This window comes from Actinomadura mexicana (genome assembly GCF_900188105.1).
Classification (GTDB): Bacteria; Actinomycetota; Actinomycetes; order Streptosporangiales; family Streptosporangiaceae; genus Spirillospora; species Spirillospora mexicana.
In genome coordinates this window covers 98,033-112,269 of record NZ_FZNP01000006.1, presented here as the reverse complement: position 1 = coordinate 112,269, position 14,237 = coordinate 98,033, and the positions used below count along the sequence as shown (strand labels likewise).

Annotated in this window: 11 protein-coding genes; 5 read left to right on the top strand and 6 right to left on the bottom strand. The window is 72.3% G+C overall.

The window, feature by feature from the left end; genetic code table 11:
- Window positions 1-2: 2 nt before the first annotated feature.
- From CHC11_RS16950 to aceB, 5 genes are all read right to left on the bottom strand, one after another.
- Complete coding sequence (locus tag CHC11_RS16950) at window positions 3-719, bottom strand: hypothetical protein (RefSeq protein WP_089312720.1); 717 nt, start codon at window positions 717-719, stop codon at window positions 3-5.
- 110 nt (window positions 720-829) lie between these two features.
- Entirely contained in the window at window positions 830-2,116 is a 1,287-nt protein-coding gene (locus CHC11_RS16945; RefSeq protein WP_089312719.1) for a (Fe-S)-binding protein, read from the bottom strand.
- Window positions 2,116-3,312 (bottom strand): FAD-binding oxidoreductase, encoded by a 1,197-nt coding sequence (locus CHC11_RS16940; RefSeq protein ID WP_089312718.1) that lies wholly within the window; start codon window positions 3,310-3,312, stop codon window positions 2,116-2,118. The genes CHC11_RS16945 and CHC11_RS16940 overlap by 1 nt, the downstream gene beginning before the upstream one ends.
- Window positions 3,312-4,760, bottom strand: coding sequence for an FAD-linked oxidase C-terminal domain-containing protein (locus CHC11_RS16935; RefSeq protein ID WP_089313007.1), 1,449 nt, complete (start codon window positions 4,758-4,760; stop codon window positions 3,312-3,314). Before CHC11_RS16935 ends, CHC11_RS16940 begins: the two co-directional genes overlap by 1 nt.
- Window positions 4,761-4,861: 101 nt before the next feature.
- Entirely contained in the window at window positions 4,862-6,469 is a 1,608-nt protein-coding gene (aceB, locus tag CHC11_RS16930) for a malate synthase A (protein ID WP_089312717.1), read from the bottom strand.
- Window positions 6,470-6,688: 219 nt separating this feature from the next.
- Between aceB and hflX the strand changes: the two genes are divergently transcribed.
- The 3 genes from hflX to CHC11_RS16915 all read left to right on the top strand — a co-directional run bounded on the left by hflX (window position 6,689) and on the right by CHC11_RS16915 (window position 10,676).
- Window positions 6,689-8,131 (top strand): GTPase HflX, encoded by a 1,443-nt coding sequence (gene hflX / locus CHC11_RS16925; protein WP_089312716.1) that lies wholly within the window; start codon window positions 6,689-6,691, stop codon window positions 8,129-8,131.
- Between the two features lie 454 nt (window positions 8,132-8,585).
- Window positions 8,586-9,800 carry an imidazolonepropionase gene (gene hutI, locus CHC11_RS16920; RefSeq protein ID WP_089312715.1) on the top strand — a complete coding sequence of 405 codons (1,215 nt, stop codon included), beginning with the start codon at window positions 8,586-8,588 and terminating at the stop codon, window positions 9,798-9,800.
- Window positions 9,801-9,830: 30 nt separating this feature from the next.
- The gene (locus CHC11_RS16915; protein WP_089312714.1) at window positions 9,831-10,676 is read left to right on the top strand and encodes a DegV family protein; all 846 of its coding nucleotides are present in this window, start codon (window positions 9,831-9,833) and stop codon (window positions 10,674-10,676) included.
- 22 nt (window positions 10,677-10,698) lie between these two features.
- On the opposite strand, the gene CHC11_RS16910 is transcribed toward CHC11_RS16915, so the two are convergent.
- Window positions 10,699-11,448, bottom strand: coding sequence for a helix-turn-helix domain-containing protein (locus tag CHC11_RS16910; RefSeq protein ID WP_089313006.1), 750 nt, complete (start codon window positions 11,446-11,448; stop codon window positions 10,699-10,701).
- Window positions 11,449-11,516: 68 nt separating this feature from the next.
- Here CHC11_RS16910 and CHC11_RS16905 point away from each other — a divergent pair, with 68 nt between their 5' ends.
- Window positions 11,517-12,827 carry an MFS transporter gene (locus CHC11_RS16905; RefSeq protein ID WP_089312713.1) on the top strand — a complete coding sequence of 437 codons (1,311 nt, stop codon included), beginning with the start codon at window positions 11,517-11,519 and terminating at the stop codon, window positions 12,825-12,827.
- A 67-nt stretch (window positions 12,828-12,894) separates the two neighbouring features.
- Entirely contained in the window at window positions 12,895-13,608 is a 714-nt protein-coding gene (locus tag CHC11_RS16900) for a ComEA family DNA-binding protein (protein WP_089312712.1), read from the top strand.
- Window positions 13,609-14,237 lie beyond the last annotated feature (629 nt).

The following is a 14,237-nucleotide window of genomic DNA, read 5'->3' as shown; positions in this document are numbered from 1 at the left end:
GCTCACGGGAAGGCGAGCCGGACGCCCTTGCGGTCACTGGTGAAGCGGGCGTTCCACACGTACAGGCGCAGGGCGTCGGCGGAGAGGTCCTCCTCGACCGGGAGGTCGGAGGCGATGCGGACCACGTAGGAGGCGCCCGCCGGCATCATCGTGTCGCCGCCGTCCTCGACCGGCGCCTTCGCCCCGTCGACCCGGCCGGTGATCTTGCTGTGGTTGGGGAGGGTGCACATGTCGTCCGGGATGCCCGCCTGCGGCATGCACCGCTCCTGCGCAGCAGACGGGATCTGCGACTTCGGCATGAACAGGTCGGCGGGAAAGTCCAGCAGGACGGGCCGCCGCTGGCTGTTGGTGAGGACGTAGTCGGCGTAGGCGTAGGTCGTCCCGGACGGCGGGGCCTGCGTGGCGCCGAGCGGCTGCCGGGACGTCCCCGCCCCGACGGCGGCGAGGCTGTAGCCGTAGCCCTCCGGGGTCGTGAAGCCGACCGGCGGGCCGGCCTTCGGCGCGGGCACGGACGCGCCCGCCGCGTCGCCGCCCTGGCTGGCGAGGCTGGGAGGCGAGGTTCCGCCGCCGTCGCCCGTGCCGGGCCGCAGGACCACGATCGCTCCGGCCACCGCGGCGATCCCGACGGCACCGGTCAGGGCGCCGGCGAGTCCGAGCCTTCCCGCGTGGCTCTTCTTCCTGCGGCGGTGCGAGCGGTACGGCTGGTGGCTGTTGGACATGGTCGTCGGTGCTCCCTCAAGCCCTCTCCGGCTCGGTCGGCGTGTCCCTGCCCGCGGCGGGCAGGTTACGATACCCGACGGCCGGATCGGCGGCGGTCCCGGTCCGCGGGCTACGAACCGCGTCCGATGAGGGCGTCGCGGCCCAGTCCCCGCAGGGATGCGTCCAGCACCTGCGCGGTGTGCGCGATCGCGATGGCGGCCCCGCGCCGGCGCAGCGCCGTGGCGATCTGCATCGAGCAGCCGGGGTTGGCGGCGACGAGCAGTTCGGCTCCGGTGGCGTCCACGTTCACCGCCTTGCGGTCGCCGAGTTCTCCGGCGGCCTCCGGCTGGAACAGGTTATAGGTCCCGGCCGAACCGCAGCAGATGTCCGGATCGGCGATCTCGCGGACGGTCAGCCGGGGGATGGCGGCGAGCAGGTCGCGCGGCTGGCTCCGGACGCCCTGCGCGTGGGCGAGATGGCAGGCGTCGTGGTAGGCGATCGTGACCGGAAGCGGCCGCCGCTCCGCCCGCGGCCCGAGTTCCACCAGGTACTCGGCCAGGTCCCGCGTCTTGGCCGAGAGCGCCTCCGCCCGCCCGGACCATCCCGGGTCGCCGGCGAGCAGCGCCCGGTACTCCTTCATCGCGGACCCGCAGCCCGCGGAGTTCACCACGATCACATCGACGGACTCGAAGGTCTCGACCGTGCGGCGGGCGAAGGCGCGGGCCTCCTCCTCCCGTCCGGAGTGCATGGACAGCGCGCCGCAGCACCCCTGGCCCTTGGGGATGACGACGTCGCAGCCCTCCATCGCCAGGACCCGGGCCGTGGCGGCGTTGACCTCCGGGAAGAACTCGCCCTGGACGCATCCGGTCAGCATCCCGACCGTGGCGCGGCGCTCCCCGCGCGCGGCGACCCGCTCGGGCAGCCTCGGCGCCTTGCCGAGGGGCGGCGCGAGCCGCTCCATCGCCGCCAGGGACGGTGAAACGCGTTCCAGAAGGCCGCTGAGTCGCACGAGCCGTTCCAGACCGGACTTCTGGTAGGCCCGGAGGGGCCCGCGCAGTGCTCGGAGCCTCCGCTTGTACGGGAACAGCTGGAAGACCATCTCCCGCAGGGCGCGTTCTTTCAGGGGGCGGGGGTGTTCACGTTCGACGTCGGCGCGCGTCATCTCGATAAGCCGGTCGTACTGCACGCCGGAAGGGCAGGACGTCACGCACGCCATGCATCCCAGGCAGCGGTCGAAGTGCTCGACCATCGGCCCGCTGAGCGGTTCGCCGCCCACGTGCTGCTGCATCAGATGGATGCGGCCCCGGGGAGAGTCCATCTCCTCGCCCCACAGCACGTAGGTGGGGCACGTCGGAAGGCAGAACCCGCAGTGCACGCAGTCGTCGAGCAGGTTCGGGAAGTCGTCTTGGCCGCTCATCAGATCCCTCCCACGAAACGGCCCGGGGACAGCCGGTGATCCGGGTCGAACTGGTCCTTCACCCGCCGCATCAGCGCCAGCGCAGGAACCGGCCCCCACAGGTCGATCTCGCCGCGCACCTCTTGCGGCGCATAGCGGACGACGGCGTGACCGCGGTGCCTCCCCAGCACGTCCCGCAGACGGCCGAGGACATCGGCCACCTCGTTCGGGCCGAGTCCGGCGGGAAGGCCCACGTGACCGTGCCCGCCGGCGCTCCAGGCGGCGGCGGCATCCGGGCCGAGCGCGGTGATGACGTCGCGCAGCGAGGACGGCGGGGCGCCGATGTCGATGAGGGTGGTGCCGTCCGGGTAGAGGCCCCAGCCGTCCGGTGCGGTATCGGAGATCTCGGCCTTCTCGCCGAGGAGCTCCGCGGTCTGCCGGGCGCGCGCGGCAACGCCGTCGGGCACGCCTTCCAGGAAGACCGCGACCGTCCCCGGGCTGATGTACTCGACCGCGCTCGGGGCGGCAGCCGAGTGGAGGACGGTCTGGACCGCATCGTGCGTGTCCTCCGGCCCGTCGACGGCACACGTCACGTACGCGCTCGCCTCGGGGACCGGGTGCAGGCGGAACGTGGCGTCCACGATCAGGCCGAGCGTTCCGTAGGAGCCGCAGAAAAGGCGCCCCAGGTCGTACCCGGCGACGTTCTTGACGACCTTGCCGCCCGAGCGCGCGACCTGGCCGTCCGCCCGGACGACCGTGAGCCCGATGACCAGGTTCCGGGGCGTCCCGTAGAGCGTGCGCAGGGGACCGGCCGCGCTCGTGGCGATCGTTCCGCCGACCGTCGAACCCGGCAGCGGGACGTCGAGCGCGAGCCGCTGTCCCCGTTCCGCCAGTCTCTCGGCGAAATCCTCCATCGCGAGCCCGGCCTCCGCCTTGGCGACGAGGTCCCCGGCGGTGTGCTCGACGAGCCTGTTGAGCCGATGGGTGTCGATGAGCAGGTCGCAGCGTTCCGGTGGCTCGCCCCAGTCCAGGCGGGTCTCGGCCCCACGCGGGACGACGGCGAGGCCCTTCTCGGCGGCGACGCGCATGACGTCCGCGGCCTCGGCCAGGTTCTTCGGCGCCGCGACGAGCGCGGGCTCGACGCCGAGCACGCCTTCCGCGGGCTCACCGGGCCGCACATCGCCGCAGACCTTCGCCAGGGCGTCCAGGGGCCGCATCAGAAGATGTCCGCCTTTCCCTCGTACGGGTGCGGGCCCTTGCGCTTGCCGGGCACCTCTCCGCACAGCCGCGGCGTGGGGAAGACCTTGCCCGGGTTGCACAGCCCCGCGGGATCGAAGCCGCAGCGGACCATCTGCATCGTGTCCAGGTCGGCCTCGGTGAACATGCGCGGCATGTAGCGGGCCTTGTCGACGCCGACCCCGTGCTCGCCCGTGATGGAGCCGCCGTGCTCGATGCACAGGTCGAGGATCGCGCCCGAGACCTCCTCGGCGCGCTCCTCCGCGCCCGGCTCGGCGTCGTCGAACAGCACCAGCGGATGCAGGTTGCCGTCGCCCGCGTGGAACACGTTCGCGACCCGCACGCCCGACTTGGCCGACAGTGCGTCGATCTTGGCCAGGACGTCCGGGAGCACCGTCCGGGGGATGACGCCGTCCTGGACGAGGTAGGCCGGGCTGATCCGGCCCACGGCCGCGAACGCCGACCTGCGCCCCTTCCAGATCAGCGCCCGCTCCGCGTCGTCGGCGGCGATGCGGATCTCGAAGGCGCCCGCGTCCCGGCACATCCGCTCCACCTCGGTGAACTGGGCGGCGACCTCGGCCTCCGGGCCGTCCAGCTCCACGATCAGCACCGCGCCCGCGCCCGGCGGGTACTCGCAGCGCACCGCCGCCTCGGCCGCCTCGATCGCCAGGGCGTCCATCATCTCGATCGCCGCCGGGACGACGCCCGCGCCGATGGTCGCCGACACCGCGGCGCCGCCCGCCTCGATCGAGTCGAACGCGGCCAGCAGCGTCTGCACGGTCTCGGGGACCCGCGTCAGCCGCACCGTGATCTTGGTGGCGATGCCGAGCGTGCCCTCCGCCCCGACGAACACCCCGAGCAGGTCGTAGCCGGGCCCGTCCGCCGTCAGCTCCACCAGCTCGCCGTCGGGCGTGACGACCTCGCAGGCCAGCACGTGGTGGGCGGTGAACCCGTACTTCAGGCAGTGCGCGCCGCCGGAGTTCTCCGCGACGTTCCCGCCCACCGAGCAGATCTGCTGGCTGGACGGGTCGGGCGCGAAGTAGTACCCGTAGGGGCGGACGGCCCGCGTCACGTCCAGGTTGATCACACCGGGCTCCACCACCGCCCGCTGCCCGGGGATGTCGATCTCCAGGATCCGGTTCATCCGGGACGTGACGATCAGCACGCCGTCGGTGCGGGGGAGCGCGCCGCCCGACAGGCCCGTGCCCGACCCGCGCGCGACGTAGGGGACCCCGGCCGCGGCGCACTCGCGCACGATCGCGGCGATCTGCTCGGCCGTGTCGGGCAGCACCACGACGCCGGGCGTGGACCGGTGGTTGGTGAGGCCGTCGCACTCGTAGGTGCGCAGCCGCACCGGATCGGTGATCACCCGGTCGGTCCCGAGCAGCGCCTCCAGCCGGGGCCCGAGCGCCGTGAGCATGGTCTCCATCCTCTCCACGATCCCTCGCCCGCCGACCCGCCGCAAGGCCCGGCGGACCGTCCGGAACACCTCTCCCGGACGGTCCGTGAACACCGCCGGAGCCGGGCTCCCTACGGGAACTGCTGGTAGGCCGGGGTGGTGAGGAACTCGGAGTACTCGTCGGCCAGCGTGACCTCCTTGAAGAGCTCCACGGCCTGGCCGTAGCGGGGCTCGTTGTACGCCTGGCCCAGCTCCTCGCGGATCTTGCCCAGCTCCTCGTCCAGGAGCCGCTCCACCCAGTCCTTGGTGATCTTCTGGCCCTCGGCGGTGGAGACGCCGTTGTAGATCCACTGCCACACCTGGGAGCGGGAGATCTCCGCGGTGGCCGCGTCCTCCATCAGGTTGTGGATCGCGACCGCGCCGGCGCCGTCCAGCCAGGTGGCCAGGTAGCGCAGCGCCACGTCGATGTTGTTGCGCAGGCCCGCCTCGGTGATCTCACCCGGGGTGTCCTTGACGTTGAGCAGGTCGGCGGCGGAGACGTGCACGTCCTCGCGGAGCCGGTCGCGCTGGTTCGGCCTGTCGCCGAGGACGCCGTCGAACACCTCCCGGCAGACCGGGACGAGGTCGGGGTGGGCGACCCAGGAGCCGTCGAAGCCGTCGCCCGACTCGCGGGTCTTGTCGGCGCGGACCTTCTCCAGCGCGACCTTGTTGACCTCCTCGTCGCGGCGGGACGGGATGAACGCCGCCATGCCGCCGATCGCGTGCGCGCCCCGCTTGTGGCACGTCCGGACGAGCAGTTCGGTGTAGGCCCGCATGAACGGCGCGGTCATCGTGATCGCGTTGCGCTCGGGCAGCACGTAGTCGGCGCCCCGGTCCCGGAACTTCTTGATCACCGAGAAGAGGTAGTCCCAGCGGCCCGCGTTCAGGCCGGCGGAGTGGTCGCGCAGCTCGTAGAGGATCTCCTCCATCTCGAACGCGGCCGGGATCGTCTCGATCAGCACGGTCGCGCGGATGGTGCCGCGCGGGACCTCCAGGGCGTCCTGGGCGAGGTTGAACGCGTCGTTCCAGAGCCGCGCCTCAAGGTGGCTCTCCATCTTCGGCAGGTAGAAGTAGGGGCCCTTGCCCTTGTCCTGCTGCCTGCGGCCGCTGTGGAAGAAGTAGAGGCCGAAGTCGAACAGTGACCCGGACATGGGCTCGCCGTCGACGAGCAGGTGCTTCTCCTCCATGTGCCAGCCGCGCGGCCGGACGACGATCGTCGCGAGCTCCCCGTCGTCCTTCAGCGCGTAGGACTTGCCGCTCTTGGCGTCGGTGAAGTCGATGGTGCGGTCGAGGGCGTCCCGCAGGTTGAGCTGCCCCTCGACCATGTTGTTCCACAACGGGGTGTTGGCGTCCTCGAAGTCGGCCAGCCACACCTTGGCGCCCGAGTTCAGCGCGTTGATCGTCATCTTCCGGTCGGTCGGGCCGGTGATCTCGACGCGGCGGTCCTCCAGGCCGGGCGCCGGCGCGGCGACGCGCCAGGTGTCGTCGCCGCGGACGCCCGCGGTCTCGGGCAGGAAGTCGAGGGTCCCGCCCGCTGACAGCTTGCGCTGGCGTTCCGCGCGCGCCTCCAGCAGCTCCTTGCGGCGGGCGCCCAACTCGCGCTGCAGGGCGGCGAGCAGGCCGAGCGCCTCCGGGGTCAGGATCTCCTCGTACCGCTCGCCGAGGGGTCCGGTGACCTCGATGCCTTCCAGTCCAGCCATCTGCGCGCCCTTTCGTCTAGCGAAATTTCACTTCTGTTATGTGGAGAACGGTACTCGTCGGTTCGGAGGCCGGTCAAAGCGGGGTTCCCTGCAGACCTCCCCGCGCGCGCTTGCGTCAACCCAAGGGGAAACAGGGTGATAACCAGGTGACCGCTGGGGACGGTGCGTGAGACGATCGCCGGGAAGATTCAGCCGCGAAGCGGCGTTCTACGAGGACATATGACACAACCTTTCTCTGCAGACCAGGCCCAGACCCAGACTCCTGACGAGATCGAGTACGAGCCCCTGACGGGTGAGCTCGACCTGGAAGACCGGAGGGCACTGCGCCGCGTCGCGGGGCTGTCCACCGAACTGACCGACGTGACCGAGGTCGAGTACCGCTCACTCCGGCTGGAGCGGGTCGTGCTCGTGGGCGTCTGGACGGAGGGGACGGCCGCGGAGGCCGAGAACTCCCTGCGCGAGCTGGCGCTGCTCGCCGAGACCGCGGGCTCCCAGGTGCTCGAAGCGCTCGTCCAGCGCCGGTCCCGCCCCGACCCGGCCACCTACATCGGCTCCGGCAAGGCCGCGGAGCTGCGCGACATCGTGATCTCCACCGGCGCGGACACCGTCATCTGCGACGGCGAACTGGCGCCGAGCCAGCTGCGGCACCTGGAGGAGACCGTCCAGGTCAAGGTGATCGACCGGACGGCGCTGATCCTGGACATCTTCGCCCAGCACGCCAAGAGCCGCGAGGGCAAGGCGCAGGTGGAGCTCGCGCAGCTCGACTACCTGATGCCGCGGCTGCGCGGCTGGGGCGGCAACCTGTCCCGGCAGGTCGGCGGGCGCGCCGCGGGCGGCGTCGGCATCGGCGGCCGCGGCCCCGGCGAGACCAAGATCGAGCTGGACCGGCGGCGGATCCGCACCCGGATGGCCAAGCTGCGCCGGCAGATCGCCGAGATGTCCAAGGCGCGCGACACCAAGCGCGGCGAGCGGCGCCGCCACCAGGTGCCCGCCGTGGCCATCGCCGGCTACACCAACGCGGGCAAGTCGTCCCTGCTGAACCGGCTCACCGGCGCCGGGGTGCTGGTGGAGAACGCGCTGTTCGCCACCCTCGACCCCACCGTCCGGCGCGCCGAGACGCCGGGCGGCCGCGTCTACACCCTGGCCGACACCGTCGGGTTCGTCCGGCACCTGCCGCACCAGCTCGTCGAGGCGTTCCGCTCGACGCTGGAGGAGGTCACCGACGCCGGGCTGGTCCTGCACGTCGTCGACGGCTCCGACGCCGACCCGGAGGCGCAGATCGACGCCGTCCGCGAGGTGCTGCGCGAGATCGGCGCCGACCGCATCCCCGAGATCATCGTGATCAACAAGGCGGACGCCGCCGACGAGCTGGCGATCGCGCGGCTGCAGCGCCGCGAGCCGCACAGCGTCGTCGTGTCCGCCCGCACCGGGTCCGGCATGGAGGAGCTGCGCGCCGCGATCGAGGCCGACCTGCCCGGCCTGGAGAGCGAACTGCACGTCCTGGTGCCCTACGAGCGCGGCGGCCTCGTCGCGCGCGTGCACGAGCGCGGCGAGGTCCTCAAGCAGGAGCACGTCGCCGAGGGCACCGTCCTGCACGCCCGCGTTCCCGCCGACCTCGCGGGTGAACTGGCCCAGTACGAGACCGTCTCGCCGACGGCGTGAATCCTTGATCCACCGGGCCCCTGCGCAGGGGCCCGGTGGGTTTGGGACGAGTCGAGGAGCCGGTTCGAGGACGTCCGAAGACCCCTACTGGTCGCCGAACGGTGACAGCTTGTCCAATCCGCTTGACGGTGCGGTTGAAATCCGTACCGTCGTAGAGCTAAGGGGCGGGGTGATGGGTGTCGATGTGCTGTGAGCAGAGGTTGTCGGACGGACGTTCCGTGCACTACCGTGACGAAACCGATATCTCCGGTCTCGTTGCCGGCGGTGGCCTTCCGGCCGCCCGACCCTCCAAAGGTGGAGTCGCCGGCACCCAGTCGGCGTTTCGGATCGAGAGCAGGTGGCCCAACCATGGCAGGTCCGAAGGCTCGAACGAGGGACCGCGGCCCGCACCGTCGCCCCACGGCATCCTGCACCGCGCTCACGTGCGCATGGCCCCATCCAGGTCGGTGACCCTATGACCGTACGGCTGTTGACGAACATCGGCAGGCTCTGGACGGGCACCGACGTCTGCAGCAACGCCGCGGTGCTCATCCACGACGACCGGGTCGTCTGGGCCGGGCCCGCCTCCGACCTCCCGCAGAGCGTCCCCGGCATCATCGACGACATCGTCGACGTCGACCACGTCGAGAACCTCGGCGGCGGCCTCGTCACCCCCGGCCTCATCGACGCCCACTCCCACCCCGTCTACGCGGGCAACCGCTGGGCCGAGCTCGCCATGCGCACCAGCGGCTCGTCCCACTCGGCCATCACCGCGGCGGGCGGCGGCGTCAACTCCACCGTGACCGTCACCCGGGGGACCGACCCCTGGACGCTCTGCAACGGCGTCCGCGAACGGCTCCGCCAGTGGATCCTCGCCGGCACCACCACCGTCGAGGCCAAGACCGGCTACCACCTCACCCGTGACGGCGAGCTCGCCGACATCCGGATGCTGCGGTCGCTGGAGGGCGAGCCCTCCATGCCCCGCATCCATGCCACGTTCCTCGCCGCGCACATCCTGCCGCCCGAGTTCTTCGGACGCCGCCGCGACTACATCGAGGCCGTCCGGCTGTGGGCAGGCGACGCCGCCGTCGCCGGCGCCGACTCGATCGACGTCTACTGCGACGAGGGCCACTTCACCGCCGAGGAGGCCCGCGCCCTCCTGCTCACCGGCAAGCGCGCCGGCCTCAAGGCCCGCATGCACGCCTGCGCCAACGAGCGCATCGGCGCCGCGCAGGTCGCCGCCGAGGTCGGCTGCGCGTCCGCCGACCTGCTCACCCAGGCCAACGACGACGACATCAAGGCCCTCGCCCACGCCGGCGTCACCGCCACCGTCTGCCCCGGCAGCTCCCTCAACAGCAGCCGCGCCCCCGCGCCCGTCCGGCAGATGCTCGACCGCGGCGTCACCGTCGCCCTCGGCACCGACCACAACCCCGGCCAGTGCGGCATCACCTCCATGCCCCTCGTCATCGGGCTGTCGGTCGCGATGTTCGGGCTCAGCGTGACCGAGGCGCTGCGCGCCGCCACCCTCGGCGGAGCCGCCGCGCTGCGCGTCGGCGACCGCGGCTCCCTCGCCCCGGGCATGCTCGCCGACATCGTCCTGTGGGACGCCGACCACGAGGGCGCCTTCGCCTGGGCGTTCGGGCTCCGCGCCCTGCGCGTCTGGCGCGGCGGCGTCCCCGTGCAGCCCTGACGGTGGCGCGCGGCGGGTAGTGTCACCGGCATGGGCAGTGCGGTCGTGGTCGTCACCGATTCCACCGCCTACCTTCCCCCCGGGCTCGCCGAACGGCACGGGCTGACCGTCGTCCCCCTGCAGATCGCCGTCGGCGGCACCACCCGGGACGAAGGCGACATCAGCACCGCCGAAGCGGCTCGGGCGTTGAAGGAATGGCATCCCGTCACCACGTCCCGTCCCGCGCCCCAGCGGTTCGCCGACGCCTACAAGGCCGCCGCGGCCTCGGGCGCGCGTGAGGTGGTCTCGGTGCACCTGGCCTCCGCCGTGTCGGGGACGGTCGAGGCGGCGCGGCTCGCCGCCGAGGACGCCCCCGTGCCCGTGCGGGTCGTCGACAGCGGCACCATCGGCATGGGCCTCGGATTCGCCGCCCTCTCCGCGGCGGCCGCCGCGATGGCGGGCGGGTCCGCCGACGACACCGTGGCCGCCGCCACCCGGCGGGCCGGGCTCACCCGCTCCCTCATCTACGTCGACACCCTGGAGCACCTGCGGCGGGGCGGCCGGATCGGCGCCGCCGCCACCCTGTGGGGCTCCGCGCTGATGGTGAAGCCGCTCCTGGAGATCACCGGCGGCGGCATCGCGCCGCTGGAGAAGGTCCGCACGTCCTCGCGGGCGCTGGCCCGGCTGGAGGAACTGGCCGTGGCAGAGGCCGGCGACCGGCGCGTCGACCTCGGCATCCAGCACCTCGCCGCCGCCGCCCGCGCCGAGACCCTCGCCGCCCGGCTGCGCCGGCGCGTCCCGCGCGTCCAGGACCTCTACGTCGGTGAGGTCGGCCCCGTCATCGGCGCCCACGTCGGCCCCGGCATGCTGGGCGTCGTCATCGCCCCCCATCTCTGATGCCGCAGGCGCCGTAAGTCCCTCAGGGGCGCAGGAGGCGGCGAAGGACGGTCGGCGGGTGACCGGTCTCCGCCCTGATCGTCCGGGTGAGATGCGCGTGGTCGGCGAAGCCGAGATCGGCGGCCAGGCCGGACAGGTCCCGTTCGCCCTGCTCCAGCCGGTCCAGGGCGCGCCCGACCCGGATCCGGTTCCGGTAACGGGTGACGGACATGCCGGTCTCGCTGCGGAAAGTCCGGCTCAGGTGGGAGGGGGAGACCTCCAGCAGGCGCGCCAGCGGGACGAGCCCGCCCGCTTCCTGATGTCCGCTCGTCAAGGCCTCGCGCGCCTCGTCGACCAGGGCGCGCCGCTTCCCGCCCTGCTCGTCCACGGCGAGTCGGGCGAGAAGCACCATGAGCCGCTCGGCCGTCTCGAAGGCCACGTCAGGACCGGAACGCAGGAGGAGGCGGTGAGCGACGTCTGCGCGCGCGCTGACCCTGACCGGCCCGGACGGGCGTCGCCACAGGCCGGGGGAGAGCATGATGGCAGTGCACACGTCGCCGCCCGCGGGATGCGCGAACTGTCCCTCCTCATCGACGGTCTGGGCGTAGCCCATGGCGGGATCGATGACGGCGCGTCCGTGGCGCGACCGCATGCGGAACCGTCCCGCCCGCACCAGGACGATCTGATCTCCGGTGAAGGGCTCCGGCTCCGACCATCCGGGCCGCTGCCCCGTGCATCGCACCGTGTGGACGGCGAAGCCGTCCGTCTCCGCCACGGTGGTCGAATCGCGCATGCCCGCCATCGTACGCAGGGGCAAACATCTTCAAGCGCTCGTGTGCAGCCGCCCCGCACACTCGCGGAATGGTCAGACGATGGCTGCTGGTGGTGCTGCTCACGGGGCAGACGATGGTCTCGATGGACGGCTCCATCGTGGCGGTGGCGATGCCCGACATCGCGGAAGGGCTGCACGCGTCCGGCTCTCTGCTGCAACTCGTCACGGGCGGCTACATCTTCGCCTTGGCCGTCCTCGTGGTCACGGGCGCGCGACTGGGCGACACCTACGGCCACCGCACGATGTTCTTCCTTGGGCTTTTCGGCTTCACCGCCACATCGTTGGCCTGTGGGCTGGCGCCAACCGGTGCCGTTCTCGTCGCCGCGCGGATCCTCCAGGGTGCCGCGGCCGCACTACTACTGCCGCAGGTTCTGTCGTTGATCCAGCTGTCCTTCGAGGGGGCGGCCAGGGCACGTGCACTCGGCCTGTACTCGATGGTCCTGGCGCTGGGCGTCGCCTTGGGCCAGATGGCGGGAGGCGTCATCGTGACCCTGGGCGGCAGTTGGCGGCCCATCTTCCTGGTCAATGTCCCGGTGGGAGCTGCGCTTCTCGCCATCGGACCGCGTCTGATGCCGCCGGAACACAGGAAGGCCGTCCGCCTGGACCTGGCCGGCGTGGTGCTCCTCTCGTGCGGCATGGGCGCGCTCGTCGTACCGCTGGTACTCGGCAGGGAACAGCACTGGCCGCTGTGGACGTGGCCGTCCATCGCGACGGGATGCGTCCTGCTCACCATCTTCTGCGTCCACGAACGGAAAACGGCATCGCCACTCCTGGACCTCACCGTGCTTCGCGGACCTTTCATCAAGCCCGGCCTGTTCGCCGCCTGCGCGGTCATGGGCGCCTACACCGGCTTCCTCTTCACGCTCGCGCTCTACCTGCAGAACGTGCTCGGCTTCTCGCCGCTCCACGCCGGGCTCACGTTCCTCCCGTACACGGCGGGCTTCGCGACGGCCGGCCTGGGATGGACACGCCTGCCCCTTCCGGTGAGAGCGAATCTGCCGACATGGGGCCTGCTCACATTCGCCGCCGCCGCGTCGGCACTGGCCCTCCTGATCAGGGACGGCTGGCCGGTGCTCCTGTCGATACCCCTCATGTACGCCGCCGGGTTCGGTCACGCCGCCGGCTTCAGCCCTCTGGTCGATCGGATCACCGGGGCCGTGGGACCGGCCCAGGCCTCGTCCGTCTCCGCCCTGACGAACACGGGCGTCCTGCTGTCGAACGTCCTCGCGATCGCCGTCCTCGGCGGCGTCTACCTCTCGTCGCCCGGCACGTTGACCCACGTCACGGCCCTTCTTGCAGCGCTGCTCGTCCTCGCCGCCGCGGCGTCCCGGCGCCGCTGACCCAGAGTTGTCCACACTTTCAGAACTCCGCGCACCGGCCCGCTCAGCCTCTTTAACGTCAGGCCCCATGAGACCTGACACCGAAGACCGCCTGCACACCCTCACGGGCCGGTGGAAGCCGTCCGCAGCCTCTGCCGACGCGCCGCCGGCGGCCCGGTCACGCGCGGCACCCGAACGCTCCCATGTCCGCATGCTCGTCCTCGTCGGCGTGCTCGCCGCCCTGGTGGCCGCCGGATATCTCTGGCTCGCCCGGCCGCGCCCCCAGCCGGCGGCCCCCGCCGCGACCGCCTCCCTCACCGAACCGCGCCCCACCCTGTCGGCCGGCCCGGCGGCTGCGGCGTCCTCCCCGGTGGTCGTCCACGTCCTCGGCAAGGTCAAGCACCCGGGCGTGGTCACCCTGCCGTCCGGCTCCCGGGTCGCCGAGGCCGTCAAGGCCGCGGGCGGAGTCCGTCCGGGCGTGAAGACCGGCACCCTCAACCTGGCCCGCCCCCTGGTGGACGGCGAGCAGATCCCGGTCGGCATCCGCGCGCCGTCACCGCCCCCGCCGCCGCCCGGCGGTGCGACCCCGACCGCCCCGGGCGCACCCGGCGCCCCGCTCGACCTCAACGCGGCCACCCCCGACCAACTGGACGACCTCCCCGGCGTGGGGCCCGTCCTCGCCCAGCGCATCGTCGCCTACCGCACCCAGCACGGCGGCTTCCGCTCCGTCGAGCAACTCCAGGACGTCAGCGGCATCGGCGCCCACCGCTTCGCAGACCTGAAGACGATGGTGCGGGTATGACCCACGACCTTCGCCTCCTGGCCCCGGCCCTGGCCGCCTGGCTCGCCGCCGCCGCGACCCTAGGGCTGCCCCAGCCCCTCATCTACGGCCTGGCAGCGACCACCGCCGCCGCGTCCCTCTACCTTCTGACCACCCACCGACCACCCCCACCCGCCGAGCGGCAAGTGCCTCCCCACCCGAACGGCGAAACCACGCGTCACCCGAGCGCCCCACACCACGAACCCCACCCCAGCGAGCCTCCCGCGACCACGCGCCTCCCGCGTGGGAACGCCACATGGCCTGGGAACGGCAGCCGCCACGAAGACCTCCCCCACCAACCCCCCGAACCCAAACCCCCCGAACCCACACGACGCCCGAACGAGAGCGCCGCACGGCACCCGGGCAGCACCTGGCGTGAACGCTTCCTCGTCGGGCTCCTTCCGATCGCATGGCGGCCGGATGGCGGCGCCGCGCGGCGGCCAGGTGATGCGTGGCGGCTTCTCGTCGGAGCGGCCCTGGCGTGTGCTGCGGCATCGGCGTGCGGGGTGGCGCTGCGGACGACGGCCGTCGGCACGGGTCCCGTGCGGGATCTGGCCCGGGCAGGGCGGTTCGCGACGGCCGAGGTCGTGGTGACCGGGGACCCGCAGGCA

Coding starts and splice junctions, on each gene's coding strand:
- CHC11_RS16935 (WP_089313007.1), bottom strand. CDS start 4,760: ATGGAGACCATGCTCACGGCGCTCGGGCCCCGGCTGGAGGCGCTGCTC.
- CHC11_RS16910 (WP_089313006.1), bottom strand. CDS start 11,448: ATGCGCGATTCGACCACCGTGGCGGAGACGGACGGCTTCGCCGTCCAC.
- CHC11_RS16940 (WP_089312718.1), bottom strand. CDS start 3,312: ATGCGGCCCCTGGACGCCCTGGCGAAGGTCTGCGGCGATGTGCGGCCC.
- CHC11_RS16945 (WP_089312719.1), bottom strand. CDS start 2,116: ATGAGCGGCCAAGACGACTTCCCGAACCTGCTCGACGACTGCGTGCAC.
- hutI (WP_089312715.1), top strand. CDS start 8,586: ATGACCGTACGGCTGTTGACGAACATCGGCAGGCTCTGGACGGGCACC.
- CHC11_RS16905 (WP_089312713.1), top strand. CDS start 11,517: ATGGTCAGACGATGGCTGCTGGTGGTGCTGCTCACGGGGCAGACGATG.
- CHC11_RS16915 (WP_089312714.1), top strand. CDS start 9,831: ATGGGCAGTGCGGTCGTGGTCGTCACCGATTCCACCGCCTACCTTCCC.
- hflX (WP_089312716.1), top strand. CDS start 6,689: ATGACACAACCTTTCTCTGCAGACCAGGCCCAGACCCAGACTCCTGAC.
- CHC11_RS16950 (WP_089312720.1), bottom strand. CDS start 719: ATGTCCAACAGCCACCAGCCGTACCGCTCGCACCGCCGCAGGAAGAAG.
- CHC11_RS16900 (WP_089312712.1), top strand. CDS start 12,895: ATGAGACCTGACACCGAAGACCGCCTGCACACCCTCACGGGCCGGTGG.
- aceB (WP_089312717.1), bottom strand. CDS start 6,469: ATGGCTGGACTGGAAGGCATCGAGGTCACCGGACCCCTCGGCGAGCGG.